The sequence below is a fragment of the Pseudomonas sp. MG-9 genome (assembly GCF_018729515.1).
Lineage (GTDB): Bacteria > Pseudomonadota > Gammaproteobacteria > Pseudomonadales > Pseudomonadaceae > Aquipseudomonas > Aquipseudomonas serboccidentalis.
The window spans coordinates 1-14,235 of record NZ_JAHHZH010000015.1 but is presented as its reverse complement, the minus strand read 5'-3'; the positions used below and the strand labels follow the sequence as shown (position 1 = coordinate 14,235).

Annotated in this window: 7 protein-coding genes; 3 read left to right on the top strand and 4 right to left on the bottom strand. The window is 60.1% G+C overall.

What is annotated here, in order from left to right; translation table 11 throughout:
• Nucleotides 1-20: 20 nt before the first annotated feature.
• The 3 genes from KKQ10_RS27780 to KKQ10_RS27770 all read right to left on the bottom strand — a co-directional run bounded on the left by KKQ10_RS27780 (nucleotide 21) and on the right by KKQ10_RS27770 (nucleotide 8,989).
• Complete coding sequence (locus KKQ10_RS27780) at nucleotides 21-2,792, bottom strand: RHS repeat domain-containing protein (protein ID WP_215502933.1); 2,772 nt, start codon at nucleotides 2,790-2,792, stop codon at nucleotides 21-23.
• Complete coding sequence (locus KKQ10_RS27775; protein WP_215502932.1) at nucleotides 2,789-7,282, bottom strand: SpvB/TcaC N-terminal domain-containing protein; 4,494 nt, start codon at nucleotides 7,280-7,282, stop codon at nucleotides 2,789-2,791. Before KKQ10_RS27775 ends, KKQ10_RS27780 begins: the two co-directional genes overlap by 4 nt.
• A 183-nt stretch (nucleotides 7,283-7,465) precedes the next feature.
• Nucleotides 7,466-8,989: a fumarate hydratase gene (locus KKQ10_RS27770; protein ID WP_215502931.1), complete on the bottom strand. Its 1,524-nt coding sequence runs from the start codon at nucleotides 8,987-8,989 to the stop codon at nucleotides 7,466-7,468.
• 519 nt (nucleotides 8,990-9,508) lie between these two features.
• Here KKQ10_RS27770 and KKQ10_RS27765 point away from each other — a divergent pair.
• The 3 genes from KKQ10_RS27765 to KKQ10_RS27755 all read left to right on the top strand — a co-directional run bounded on the left by KKQ10_RS27765 (nucleotide 9,509) and on the right by KKQ10_RS27755 (nucleotide 12,441).
• Nucleotides 9,509-10,615 carry a GGDEF domain-containing protein gene (locus tag KKQ10_RS27765; protein WP_127648342.1) on the top strand — a complete coding sequence of 369 codons (1,107 nt, stop codon included), beginning with the start codon at nucleotides 9,509-9,511 and terminating at the stop codon, nucleotides 10,613-10,615.
• Complete coding sequence (locus KKQ10_RS27760) at nucleotides 10,608-11,543, top strand: iron-sulfur-binding ferredoxin reductase (protein WP_215502930.1); 936 nt, start codon at nucleotides 10,608-10,610, stop codon at nucleotides 11,541-11,543. Before KKQ10_RS27765 ends, KKQ10_RS27760 begins: the two co-directional genes overlap by 8 nt.
• Nucleotides 11,544-11,691: 148 nt before the next feature.
• Nucleotides 11,692-12,441, top strand: coding sequence for an enoyl-CoA hydratase-related protein (locus KKQ10_RS27755; RefSeq protein WP_215502929.1), 750 nt, complete (start codon nucleotides 11,692-11,694; stop codon nucleotides 12,439-12,441).
• A gap of 158 nt (nucleotides 12,442-12,599) precedes the next feature.
• On the opposite strand, the gene KKQ10_RS27750 is transcribed toward KKQ10_RS27755, so the two are convergent.
• Nucleotides 12,600-13,898 carry a delta-60 repeat domain-containing protein gene (locus tag KKQ10_RS27750; RefSeq protein ID WP_215502928.1) on the bottom strand — a complete coding sequence of 433 codons (1,299 nt, stop codon included), beginning with the start codon at nucleotides 13,896-13,898 and terminating at the stop codon, nucleotides 12,600-12,602.
• Nucleotides 13,899-14,235 lie beyond the last annotated feature (337 nt).

Here is a 14,235-nt window from a genome sequence, read left to right as displayed (position 1 = left end):
CACCCGCACAACGGTTCATTTCAGGCCGCATTTTTCCGCACTCGCCGCTGCGCCAGCAGGAACTGATTGTCGGTAGTGCCCAGCTCCTTGTACAACGTCATCATGTCCTGAGCGCGCTTGATGTTGGACAGGGTGAAGCGGGTCTGGCGTTGCAGGTCCGCGCGGTTGATGGGCGCCAGGGCCTCTGTGGGTGTCATGTGGTTGACGTTGGGCAGCGAGTTGGCCGGGTAAACCGTGTCGGTACCCAATGCATCAAAGGCATTTTCGGACCAGGCGGCACGTTGCTCGATGGCTGTTTTCCAGTCGCCGAGCAGGGTTTCAATTTTCTGCACCTTCATCGGATCAAGGCGATTTTTGATGTCCTCGGCTTCGATGGCCCTGGCAAACATGTTGATTGCCCCGGGAAGAATCGATATCCACGAGGCCATGAGCCTGCCCATCACGAATGACGGGTTGAACACCGCATTCAGGCCCGGGTGAATCAACTCATCCTTCATGTCTCGCCAGGATTTGATTTCCTTGACGGTCTCCTCGATACCCAGGCCCTGGTCAATCGCACTGACGGATATCTGCGAGGTCTGCGGAATCAACGGGCCTACCCTGAGCCTTGCGCTGTTTGCCAGCGGCTCGACCATGGCGGTGGCGGCATCGCCGCCGATATTGCCGCCGACCACGCCGCCACTGGTTGTGAACGGCGTAGTGAAAGGCACATTGGGCGCCACCAGGTCCACCAGCCCAGCGCCGATGACACCGCCTTCATAGCCGATGACGCCCCTGACGACTTCGCCTGCCATGTTCAGGGCCAGCCCCCCCGCGACACCTTCATCATGGAGAATGCTGTGGATTTGCCCGACCACCTGCGTGGAGTGTTCCTGGACGGTTGAGATAAACGCCGAGTACAGCATGATCACACTTTCTGCCCGGGTGTTGCCGTCAGGGTCGACATAGCGCAGCGGGTTGTTTGCGACAAAACCATACGGGTTGAGGCCATCGGCATCCCCCGCCGGATCGGTACTGACCCAGCGCTGCAACCATGGCGCGTAATAGCGCGCGCCATAGGCGTAAAGGCCGCTGACATCCATTTCCTTGCCCGAATAGCGCACGGTCTTGTAACTGACTTCCTGTGCCGACCGACCAACCATCCACGCGGTTGCGCCGAACGGGTAATAGCCCTCGTGACTGACCAGGCGCGCCTGTTGATCGAGTTCCATCACGCAGGAGCCCAGGTGATCGCCGAGGGTGTAGCGCAGTTGATCGGCATCGACGCCTGTTGGCTGGCCGGCGACCCAGTGCAGGCAGCGGACACTGCCTGATCCGGCGCTGATGGAGATGATGTGCAGTTCTTCGCCATTGTCGCGTCGGCGGATTTCCAGGCCCGACAGGTAGCGCACTTCCTCGAAATGGCTGACGTTCGTGGTGTATCGCTCATGGCGTTTGTAGATCCGGCTCCCCTGGCTGTAACGGTAATATTCGCGGTCATGGAGGCCGTCATCGCGTTGTACCAGTGTCACCTGTGCCAATTGGTCCCGGGCATTCCATTGCAGGGGTTGGCCAGGTTGCAGGGCGAGGAGGTTGCCGTGGCGATCGAACAGGCTGGTGAAGTCCGGAGCAGGGTCACCCTCCTGCCAGCGAACACCGCGATTGCTCTGCGGGTCGATGAACATCTGGCGGGTATGGCTGGCGCCGTCACGCACATGGCTGAGCCTGATCAGATTATTGCCACGGTCATAGGCATAGGTCTGGGTGTAGTTGAGCCGGTTGCGCGGGTCAGTGAGCTGCGGCAAGCCGGGGATGTCCGTCAGCGGGCCGTCGTCGTAGCCGCTGGCACTGTGCAGTCGGTACAGCGAGTCGTAGCTGAAACGGCGTTCACCGTCGACCCGCTGGTTGGCGAAATGGCTGACGCTGAACGCATGGTCGATGATGCGCGTGATGTTGCCGCTGGGGTCAAAGGCATACTCGAAGTCTTGAAGAACAGATTGTGTCCCCTTGTTCGAGGATTGCCGGTTCAAACGACCATCGGCTGGATCGTAGTACCAGCGACTGACCACACCATTGTCGGTCCGCTGTTCAATGATCTGTCCGGCAGCGTTGTACTGCGCGTCCTGCAACACCGGTTGCCAGTCGGGGTTGAGGCTCAGCCGAAGCTGGCTGAATCGCAGTTGCCCGGCGGCGTCATAGCGCAACTGCTGATGGTGTCCGCCGGCATCAATCTGCTCCAGCAGGGCACCCAAAGGACTGTAAGTGCGACGGGTGACAAAGGCCTGCTCATCGTCGAACCGGCGAGTCTCCTGCAGTGCCTCGCCGTACAGGCCGAAGCTGTTGAATTGCAACGTCCCCGACGTGTCGTGCACGGAGATCAGTTGCCCGCGAAGGTTGAAGGCGGCGCTGGCCGAGGCATCAGCGTAGGTGAAGGTCTCGCGGTCCGGCTGCAGGCTGTTGTCAACGGACAGCACGCGCAACTGTTCATCGAAGCTGCTGCGCCAATGGTTGCCACGCGCGTCCCAGCGCTCGAGCGCTTCGCCGGCAAGGCCCGGCAAGGTCAGGCGCATGCCGGCGTCGACACTGTCGCTTTTCAACGGTTCGCCACCCAGACCATACACCGTCACCCGACTGGCGACCGACAGGCGCGGATCCCACTGCGCAACCCTGCGCCCGGCTACGTCATGTTGTTGGCGGGTCAGCAGTGGCACCGGGGTGTCCTCGGCGACAGTGCGCAGGTAAGCGACCTGGCGCACCGGCAAGCCGCGGCTGTCATGCACCGTGAGTGCGGGTGTGCGCCGATGGACGTTCATGGTTGTGGTTCCGATTCATCGGTGTCGTTGAAGTCCTGACTGGTGCGGTACCAGGGGTGATGCGTCTCGAGAGAAAAATAGCCTTTGGCATTGATCAGTTTGATCGGGCGCCCGAGTGCGTCGTAAAACAGTTGATCGAAATAACCGTGCTCGCGCAGGGAGACATCGTTGACGTAGCGGTGAGTGTCGGCAAAGAACGGTCGGAACTGCCGCACCGCCAGTCCCTTGTTGTTGTATTCGACCCGTTCGCTGATGCGCCAGCGCGAGTCGGCGTGGCGTATCACCAGCTTGCCGTCCTCGATGAGCAGTGCGCCGTTTTCATCAACCACATAAGCGTCTCCGGACTCGACCAATTGCTGGGTTTGCAATGACCGCCCGAAGCCATCGAAGCAGTTTTTGACGATTTGAAACTGTGCGGCGATCGGGTCATCGTGATAGCGGTCGGCACTGAGCATGACGCTGTGCACCGGCTCGCGCGCGATGCTGGCGATCGCCGTAATCAGTGCCTGTTGCATCGGGCTCGGTGCGACAGTTTGCGCCAGGCACCGACGGGCGCTGGCGCGAATATGGCCGCTGGGCAGGACCAGGCCGGCGTTGACCCACACGCTAAAAAGTTCAGGGGGCTCGCGCAGCACGAGAGGCAGTTGCCCCATCCAGCTGAACAGATCCTTGCGCAGCGTGCTGGCGGCTTTTTGCACAGCCAGCGCCGGGTTGGCAATTGCCGCATCCGGGTGATGATTCTCCGGTCGCTGGTATTCGCTCAGCGGTCTGAAACCTGCAATTTGACCGTTTTCAGTGCCATGAAACGTGATGGTCAGTGGTTGTCCGGAGGGTTCGTACATCGCCTCCTGGACATTGTCGTTGGCATCGATGATGCACAGCGGTTGCACGGCGTGATAGTCGTATTCGAAGCGGGTCGTGCAGCCGTCCGGCAGTTTGATGCATATCAGCGCCAGGCTGTAAGGGTCGTATTGCGCTTCTGTCACGCCATGACTGGGCGTCTCTTGGTACTTGAGCACCTTGTAGAAATGGTCGGGGCCAGCGTATCCGGCAAAGCTGTAACGGGAAGACCAGAGGTTTTGTTCATCGTCGGCGGTGAGCGCGGTTTCGAACAGAAAGGGCATCGGTGCATAACCGATGTTTTTCAGCTCTGCGCGGATGTCGAACGGTGGCGGCACGGTGTCGTAGGCCGCCAACGCGGTCTTGTCCAGTTGCGCCACTTCCACCGGCCCGGCCAGCGCTTCGAAAGCGGCCTCGCCATCCGGCAACGGGGACTGGTCGGTAGTCTTGAGGTAACGCTGCACCGATTGCAGGGTCAACACGCGCAGGGTGTTCCACGCGGATGAATCCTGATGCTGCATCAGTTGCTCGTAGCACACCTGCTTGGGGGTGAGGCCGTTCGGCAACGTACCCGTGGGAAGGTTCAGGGCATTGCTGCGTTGCTGCCAGGGCAGCCCCAGTCGCCATTGTTGTGGGTCATTGTCCAGATCAATGTAGCGGCTTCGGGTCTCGCTTACATACCATGACTGCTGAGCTTCATCGTGGGCGTCGCGCCACCATTGTTGTTCGTCCGGATCGCTGTAGGGCGGTGTTTCCGAAACCTTGCGGCGACGCGGGTAGTTGATGGTCATCGTGTGGGTAGGCATGCCGTAATGATTGGTGCACAACACGACGTCGTGGGCGCACATCGGATCGTCGGCCAGGCGTTCGTAGGCGTAGCTGATTTGCTCCAGTGGCAGGAGCAATAGCACCGAGTCCGGGTAAAGGCCGCGCGGTCGTACTTCGCGTACCCGATAACGGTGCTCTGCTACGGCATAGGGATAGCCCGTGGCGAGGTCGTCAGCGGCGGCCCAGGTTTCGATGCGGGCGACGGATCCTGCCAGCGCCCGGGCGATTTCGTACTCGGTGGTGGTATCGGGCGGCGTTATCGTTTCATCGCATTCGTCACCCGCGTGATAACGGCTGAACAGCGTGTTGCCCAAGGGGACCGCGTCTGGATCGCGGTTGAAATAGCGCTCGGGCGAGCGGTCCATGGCCTGCCCGGTGTGGAACCAGGTGCATACCCGCACGGGCTCGGTGAAACCGCTATCGTCGTCACCGGTGGCTGATTCACTGTCGATCTGCTGCAGTCGGCCGAAGCCGCGAAACTCACGCTCCCGGCCATCGTAGGTGCCTTCGCGATACTCGAAACTCTGCGTCAGACGGTTGCCGGTCACTTCGTCCAGTTGCACCTGCTGACTGACAAGCTGCACGGGGAACGGCAAATGACACGCCGGGACCCGGTCCGGGTAATGCGCGAGCTGCTCGCTTTTTTCGTCGAGCCATGTCTGGGCGGAGCTGCGATAGAACACCTGCGTGCTGCAGCCCATGTTGTTGTTGCTGGCCGTCATCAGATAGGGCTTGGCTGATACGAAATCGTAGCGCCAGTGCTGCGGCGTCATGTGTGGCACCGTTAGAATCAGGCTGGCGCCCCCCAATCCCTGCAGGTCGGCGAGGGTGACCTGGCACAACCGGTCGTAGCGCACGCCCGGGGGCCATGGAACGTGCACGGCCTCGCTCTCCAGGCCGTTGCCGCCCCGGTTCAGGTAAATGTCGAAGCCGTCCGAATTCAGATAGATCAGCGCCGGTGCCCCGGATCCGTTGAGGTCGGCGATCCGCACCCGTGCGGCATCGAATTGCTCATAAGGAAACACCGGGCCGCTGATTCGGCGCCCCTTGCCGAACCGGCCGTGCCCCAGGTTCGGCCAGCAGCGGATTTCGTCGTGCCGGATGCGGCACAGCTCGGTCATGTCGCTGCCCAGCAGGTTGCCGAGAAAAACCAGTTCGTTGCGGGCATTGCTCAACAGCGGCAAGCGGTCGTCCAGTGGGTGTTCGACCTCGGTGGCCGGGCCGAATCCAGCTTCACGGCGGTTGGCATACAGACGCACGGCCTGGGGGCCGATCATCGCCAGGGAGTCGAGGCCATCGCCGCAGAAGTCGCCCAGTTGCGAAAGACCGTGGAAAAACTCTGCGGGAAACCCTTTAAAAGTAATGAACGGTCCCCAGCTGCGATCTGCGTTCAGCGTGCGAAATCCGCTCATGCCCGGCATCGCGCTGACCCAGTCCAGGCGCCCGTCACCGGTCAGGTCGGTCAACAACTGCTGCACGGCCTGATTGCGGTTGGCCACCGGCACCTGCTCCAGGGAGGTCCAGGCAGCGTAGGTTATGGCCTCCGGGCCGGTGCTGGCGCGCACAGGTTCGCGGTAATACCAGCACTGGTCATAGCGGCAGAGAAACCCCGGCAAGCCTTCGCCGAACAGATCGACCAGGTGATAGGGCTGCTCATCGATACCCGGTTGTGTCTCCAGTTCAAGCAAGCGACGCGGTGTCGGGTCAAGGGTGAAGGAGGAGTACTCGAACTCGGTCGGCGGCTGGTCTTCCACGAAACCGTCGGCATCCCGGGTCTGTTTGTGCGCAGCGGTGAGTTGACTGAATGGCGATAGTGGCGTGACCTGCGAATATTCAAGCAGCAGTCGGCGAACCAGCACCGGCGTGGCGCCGGTTTGTTCGGCAAAATGATGGAACAACAACACCTGTCGGCACAGGCGTCGGGTGCCCAGTTCAAAGCCCTGGATGAAAGTCGAAAAGGGATCGGGGCGTACTGGCCAGGGGTGCAGAGGGTTCTCTGCGTACTCGGGCATCTCGGTCAGCGAGGTGGTGCGCTCGCCGTAGTCGAACAGCAGATGAAAGTGCCAGTCGCCCTCGGCTGGACTTTCCTGGGTCCAGCCATACAGGTCCTGACTGGCGCTGGCATTGCCATAGAAAACCGCACGCAAGTAGCGCTGCGCGCGCGAGTTGCTATCGGGGTCGAGGTCATGGTCGTCTGCCTTGTAATCGAACCCGATGTGTTCGCCGTGGGTATTCATGCTTTCACACAGCAGCCAACTGAAGACTCGTAGCGGGTCATCGGGATCGGCCTGACGTGCAGCGGCGGTTTTGCCATACAGGTGCAAAGAGCCGTCGGCGCCGTGAATCAGCCAGAACCCGGGTTGCTCGCCGGTCTGCGGCTGCCAGTATTCGCGCAGGGCAAAATCGCTTTCCATCCGCGCCCCGTAACGCACCACGTCATGCGGGCCGATCTCCACCCCGTTGTATTTGTTCTCTTGGCGGGACTGGATCTGGCCGTTATCGTCAAGCTCCGGCGTCCACACCTGACCGTCGTGGCCGATGATCTCGTCATGGGCGGTGTAGTGCGGCACGCCTTTGTTAGTGCGACGGCTGATGAGGCTGACACCCAGGCTCCAGCCGTCGCCGAACGGTCCGTTACCGGCCTGGCTGCTGTAAGTCAGCGACAGTTGCGGATCCCAGCCGCGACCGGCGGACAGGGGCAATGACACCTCAATCGACGCAGCGCCCGTCGTTCCCACCGCTCCCCAGCTTTTGCCGATGGTGGCAATCGTCGAACTCTTGGCGATGGACGGTGGGGTGATGCTGAGGTCTTGATCAGCCATGGGTCATATCCATTGCACAGGTGAAGGCGTGGGTGGATTGACGCTAGCAAGAATCGCGGCGGCGCACACCTGTCAGATCTGACAGGTGCGATCAGGCCAAAGGTGTGAGTTTTTCTCTCAGGCAAAAAAAAGGCCGGCCCGTCATGTGACGGGCCGGCCTGATTTTTTTCGGCTGTGAAACGCTTACTGCACTTCTACCGCCAGGCTTTCGGCGATCTTCTGTTGCCAGATCGCAGGGCCGGTGATGTGTACCGACTCACCGTTGCTGTCCACCGCAACGGTGACCGGCATGTCCTTGACCTCGAACTCGTAGATCGCTTCCATGCCCAGCTCGGCGAATGCCAGCACCTTGGACTTCTTGATGGCCTGGGCCACCAGGTAAGCGGCGCCGCCCACGGCCATCAGGTACACGGCCTTGTTGTCCTTGATCGCTTCGATTGCGGTCGGGCCACGCTCGGACTTGCCGATCATGCCCAGCAGACCGGTCTGCTCAAGGATCTGACGGGTGAACTTGTCCATCCGCGTGGCGGTGGTCGGGCCAGCCGGACCTACCACTTCGTCACCGACCGGATCGACCGGGCCGACGTAGTAGATGAAGCGACCCTTGAGGTCCACCGGCAGGGTTTCGCCCCTGTTCAGCATCTCGACCATGCGCTTGTGCGCAGCGTCGCGACCGGTGAGCATTTTGCCGTTGAGCAGGACGGTTTCGCCCGGCTTCCAGCTCTGCACGTCTTCCGGAGTCAGGGTGTCGAGGTTGACGCGACGGGCCGACGGGCCGGCTTCCCAGACGATTTCCGGGTAGGCGTCCAGCGATGGCGCTTCCAGCGAAGCAGGGCCGGAACCGTCGAGCACGAAGTGTGCGTGACGGGTGGCGGCGCAGTTCGGGATCATGCACACCGGCAAGGAGGCGGCGTGGGTCGGGTAGTCCATGATCTTCACGTCGAGCACGGTGGTCAGGCCACCGAGGCCCTGGGCGCCGATGCCCAACTGGTTGACCTTCTCGAACAGCTCCAGACGGATCTCTTCGATGCGGTTCTGCGGGCCACGGGCTTTGAGCTCATGGATGTCGATGGATTCCATCAACACTTCCTTGGCCATCACTGCGGCTTTCTCGGCGGTGCCGCCGATGCCGATGCCCAGCATGCCCGGTGGGCACCAGCCGGCGCCCATGGTCGGAACGGTCTTGAGCACCCAGTCAACGATCGAGTCGGACGGGTTGAGCATGGCCATTTTCGACTTGTTCTCGGAGCCGCCGCCTTTGGCCGCCACGTCCACTTCCACGGTGTTGCCCGGGACGATGGAGTAGTGGATGACCGCCGGGGTGTTGTCCTTGGTGTTTTTACGAGCGCCCGCCGGGTCGGCGAGGATCGAGGCACGCAGGACGTTTTCCGGCAGGTTGTAGGCGCGGCGTACGCCTTCGTTGATCATGTCGTCCAGGCTCATGGTCGCGCCATCCCAACGCACGTCCATGCCCACGCGCACGAACACGGTCACGATGCCGGTGTCCTGGCAGATCGGCCGGTGGCCGGTGGCGCACATGCGCGAGTTGATCAGGATCTGAGCGATCGAGTCACGGGCCGCTGGCGACTCTTCGCGCAGGTAGGCTTCGTGCATCGCCTGGATGAAGTCCACGGGGTGGTAGTAGGAAATGAATTGCAGGGCGTCGGCAACGCTCTGAATCAGGTCATCTTGCTTGATCACGGTCATGAGTCGCGCTCCTCTAAAAAACGGTGGGGCAGCTACAAGCTTCTAGCTTCGAGCGGCAAGTTAAAGCAGTACGCGGACAGCTTGAGCTTGAGCTTGCCGCTTGAAGCTTGCGGCTCGTAGCTGTCCCTCTGTGGCGCGACGCTAAAAAGGCGCGGCAGTATACCGCGCCTCTTCAGGGCATACACGCGCCGACAGTCATTCGTTGGTCGCATACCGAACACTGCCGGCCCCCTGTGGCGAGGGAGCTTGCTCCCGCTCGCCTGCACAGCAGGCCCAAATCCAGCCAACTCAATATTTCAGTTCCACCACGTATACCGGTTTACGGCTGCTGTGCAGCCGAGCGGGAGCAAGCTCCCTCGCCACAGGAGGGCGGCATCAATCCTGCAATTGGGTCATGCATTTGACGTCAATTTTTGGCTCCGAAAATCGGTGGTCATTTCTCGACCGCGCCTCTAAAGTGGCATCCGGTCTGTAGAGTAGGACACTCGGTCAGCCTCCTATCGCACGGTGAGTCAACGATTGACCCATAACGCCATTCAACGCCTTCTGCTCAAGCGCTTTGCCCTCGCTGCAGCCACCTACGGATTGGCTTTGCTGCTGCTGTGGCTGGCGTTTTTTACTGGTCATTACCCGCAATCATTGAACAGTGTGGCCATCGGCAGCGCGCTGGTGGTCATCAGTCAGGCCACGTTGTTCGCGCTGTTCTTGTCCGGGCGCAACCTGCGTTTTGCCGACCCCAGCCTGACCGAGGTGCAAGTGCTGCTGGGGCTCGGCTGGCAGACCTGGCTGGTCGCCCATCTGGAGGAGGCCCGCGGCGCGTTTCTGGTGTTCTACGTGCTGATTCTGCTGTTCGGCCTGTTTCATTTATCCCGGCGTGCGTTCATTCGTTGTGCGCTGCTGGTGTTCTTCAGTTTTTGTGCGATCACCCTCTGGGATGGCTACTACTTCCGGCTGCCGGATCCGGCGCTGGCCGCCTTGCAGGTGTGCATTCTGGCGATGGTGCTGGCGTGGCTGGTGATCTACGCCCGTTTTGTCCAGGTGTCGCGACAGCGTCAGCGTCAGCGCCGGTTCGCCCTGCAGGCGCATCAGGACACCCTGCGCGGCATGATGCGCCAGCTCGAAGACCTGGTGGCCACCGATGAGCTGACCGGGCTGTTCAACCGTCGACATTTTTTGCGCCTGGCTTCCCGCGAACTCGATGCGATGGACCCCGGCGTGGTCCATGGTCTGGCGCTGATCGACCTTGATCACTTCAAACGCATCAACGATTTGCACGGCCATGCTGCCGGCGATCAGGTGTTGCAGGCCTTCGCCGGGGTGGCGGGCGCCTGCCTGCGTGACGGCGACGTGCTGGCGCGTTACGGTGGCGAGGAATTCGTGGTGTTGCTGCCCGACTGCGATGCCGAACGCCTGACGGCCTGTTGTGAGCGCTTGCGCATCGCTTTTACCGACGTCGAACTGGTGGGCCTGAATGTGCGCGACCTCAGCCTTTCGGCGGGCATGACCTTGCTGGAACTGGACGACGATCTGGACGATGCCTTGCAGCGTGCCGATCAGGCGCTGTACCGGGCCAAGCGCGACGGGCGCAATCGCTGTGCGGCCGCGTGGGAGAATGTGGATGCCTGAACTTCGGGTCGGTGAACAACAATGGTCAGTGGCAGCGGGCAGCAACCTGCTCGATGCCCTGAATCAACACGGCGTCGCGGTGCCTTACAGCTGTCGCGCGGGCAGTTGCCATGCGTGTCTGGTGCAGTGCGTGAGCGGCCTGCCTGCGGACAATCGGCCAGATGCCCTGAGTGCCGAGCAGCGTCAGCAGGGCTGGCGTCTGGCGTGTCAGTGTCAGGTGACTGAAGACTTGCAGGTGCACACCTTCGACCCGGTCACGGACGGTCGGCCGGCGCTGGTCGAAGCGCTGGACTGGCTCAGCGACAACGTGCTGCGCCTGCGCCTGACCCCGCAACGACCGCTGCGCTACAGCGCCGGGCAACATCTGGTGCTGTGGATCAATCACATCGCCAGGCCGTATTCGCTGGCGAGCCTGCCGGAGGAAGACCGCTTTCTCGAATTCCACCTCGACTGTCGCCAGCCCGGCGAATTCAGCAATGCGGCGCGGCGCTTGCAGATCGGCGACCCGATCCGCCTTGGCGAACTGCGTGGCGGCGCGCTGCATTACGACCCGGACTGGCACACGCGACCGCTGTGGCTGCTGGCGGCCGGCACCGGGCTGGGACCATTGTTCGGCGTGCTGCGCGAAGCCTTGCGCCAGGATCATCAGGGCGCCATCCGCGTCATTCACCTGGCCCATGACGCGCGCGAGCACTATCTGGCCAAACCCCTTGCGGCGCTTGCCGCGCAGCGCGAAAACCTCAGCGTCGAGCTGTGGACGGCGGCCGAGTCAGCCGCCGCTTTGGCGCAACTGCGCCTTGTTTCCCGGCAAACCCTGGCCTTAGTCTGCGGCTCACCGACCCGCGTCGATGCCTTTGCCCGGCGTCTGTACCTGGCCGGATTGCCGCGCAATCAACTGCTGGCGGACGTCTTTCTGAGCCGTGGTTGAGCGCTGAAACTATTTTTGTGGCGAGGGAGCTTGCTCCCGCCGGGCTGCGCAGCGGCCCCGAAAAGCGTGTGAGCGCTGCGCACTCAAGCGCGAGCAAGCTCGCTCGCCACAATTGAACTTTGTCGGCCTGTAATGCTGAGTAACGCTGATGACCGAAGCCATCCTGCTGGAACGCGAACGCGGCCTGTTGACCCTGCGCCTGAATCGCCCGGACAAGAAAAACGCCCTGACCCGTGCGATGTACAGCCACCTGGCCGAAGCCCTGAAGCAGGCCGACAACGATCCTGAGATCAACGCCGTGCTGATCACCGGCAGCGCCGAATGCTTCACCGCTGGCAACGACATCGCCGACTTCATCCAGCAACCGCCGAGCGGCCTCGACAGCCCGGTGTTCCACTTCATGCTCAATCTGCTTGAATGCCGAAAACCGATAGTCGCCGCCGTGGCCGGCGCAGCGGTGGGCATCGGCACCACGTTGTTGCTGCATTGCGATCTGGTTTATGTCGCCCGCGATGCCCGGCTGCGCATGCCGTTCGTCAATCTGGGGCTGTGCCCGGAGTTCGGCTCCAGCCTGATCCTGCCGCGCTTGCTCGGTCAGGCCAAGGCGGCTGAGCTGTTGTTGCTCGGCGAAGGGTTTACCGGTGAACAGGCGGCGCAGTGGGGCATTGCCAGCGAGGCGCTGGGCAGTGGCGAAGCCGCCTTGAGCAAGGCGCGGGAAATGGCGTTGCGCTTCGATGAGCTGCCGCCGGAAGCGGTGCGCATCAGCAAACAACTGATGAAGGCGCCGGACCGCGAGCTGATCCGTAAAGTGATCGAGGAGGAAGGCGCATTGTTCACCCAGCGGTTGCGCTCGCCGGAAGCGTTGGCGGCGTTGACCGGGTTTATCAAGCGGCATTGAGTTTTCGGAATCAGGGCCGGCCCCATCGCGAGCCTGGATAATCCAACTGCTGGATCAGAAAGGTAAAAGCCCCGCCATTCACAGGGTGGGGCTTTAGTTGTTCAACGAATGGTTGCTGGGAAGCTGGACGGGTGCCCAACGAAAAAACCATCAAACGATTAGGACAAATAACGCAAAATTATCCCTTTGTCTAACTCCATGACGGTGGTTGCTACTACGATTTTTCCATCGTCCTGAAGCGCCATGGATGTTGCATAACCTCCCCTGGATGTGGTGGGTAAAGCTGTAGTGCTCCAACCTCCGTCACCAAAGGATGTATCCAGATCTGCATTGATGTAGCGGGCAACTACAACCTCATATCCTTCTTCTCCCTTCCGGGCATGACCCACACCTCCGCTTACGACAATTTTTCCATCCTTTTGAACGGCAGCGCCCATCCAGAACGTCGCATTCCAATCCTCAAACTTCGTAAAGAGAGGCTCGCCCCTATTGAATTGGATATTGGGTGTACCATCAGGCTCGATGCTGGTCATCACTCCGATTTCATTGGGGAACGTATAGGTTGCCCCCACTCCAAGAATCCGTTGATTGGGTTGCTTGGCAATCGTGTCGATATATACGGGGGTATCAATTGGCCCTTTTATGACAACAAATCCATTTGCGCTAGGACCAAACGAGTTGTCGATCGTGCCTGTGTCATCGAGACGGACGAAGTAGGGTTGGTTGTGAGTGCCAATAATTACTCCGCAACCGACATACTTGCCACTGTTTTGACGCTGCACTCTAAACAATCGCATGCTGTCGGCGGAATAATCGGGATGTACCACACGAACAAAGCCATTTTTATTGAATGTTTCGTCCAGGATTCCTTCAGGGGTAAGACGAATTATCCAGCTATTCTGGTTACAAGCGAGTATCTTTCCATCGGGTAAAATCTCTATGCTAGATAGACTCCCGTTGCTGGCGGTATGTTGTGGCTTTTTATCATCTATAGGTGCCTCGGGCGCTGTTTGACGTGCAAAAGTAACCCAAGTGTAACCATTCGTCCCGAAGGCAACATCAAGTGTGCCGTCAGGTTCAAAACGCGCGAAAAGTGTCGTCGTGATTAAAGCATTCACGTGATACCCTTGCAGGACAATTTTGCCGTCGGCTTGAATGGCAAACGACTTAACAGATATATTGGGATACCCAGGAAACTTCCCCGATATCAGGCCCTTATAGCCAAAGGTGGTGTCAGGTGTTCCGTTATAATTCCGTCGACCTACAAAATAACCGTCAGAAGAACTGAATGGGATTGTCTCACCTGCAAAATAGATTTTCGCATCTGGGCCCGTGCCCAGAATCATGACATCGCGTATATAGCGGGGGTTGGGATTCGGGAAGTCAACAATGACCATTCCGTTATCTCCGAATGACGGATCCAGTGTTCCAGCCTTTGTGTTTTCAGAGGTTTTCATCTTCAGTACTCAGTCGTTTAAGAGGGACTGCAACTCGCCAGATTCCATTTGGATAGCTCACTGCTCTTAGATCGAAGCAAATGGCTGTTGGACGAAACCCGATTGAATACTTTTCAGCAGGGGAGAACTACTGTCAGATCTGACAGTTCGTTAAACCTGTTTGGAATAAAAAAGCCCCGGCACTCACATGCCGGGGCTTTTGTTTTTCAGCTGTCCCGTCCTGAATAAGGTTTACACCTTCTGACTTCTTTTCAGGAAGGTGCAATGGATACGGGCACGAAGCGCAGTCAGCGTGATTACACACTGGCTTTTAAATTATCGGTTGTCGACCAGGTCG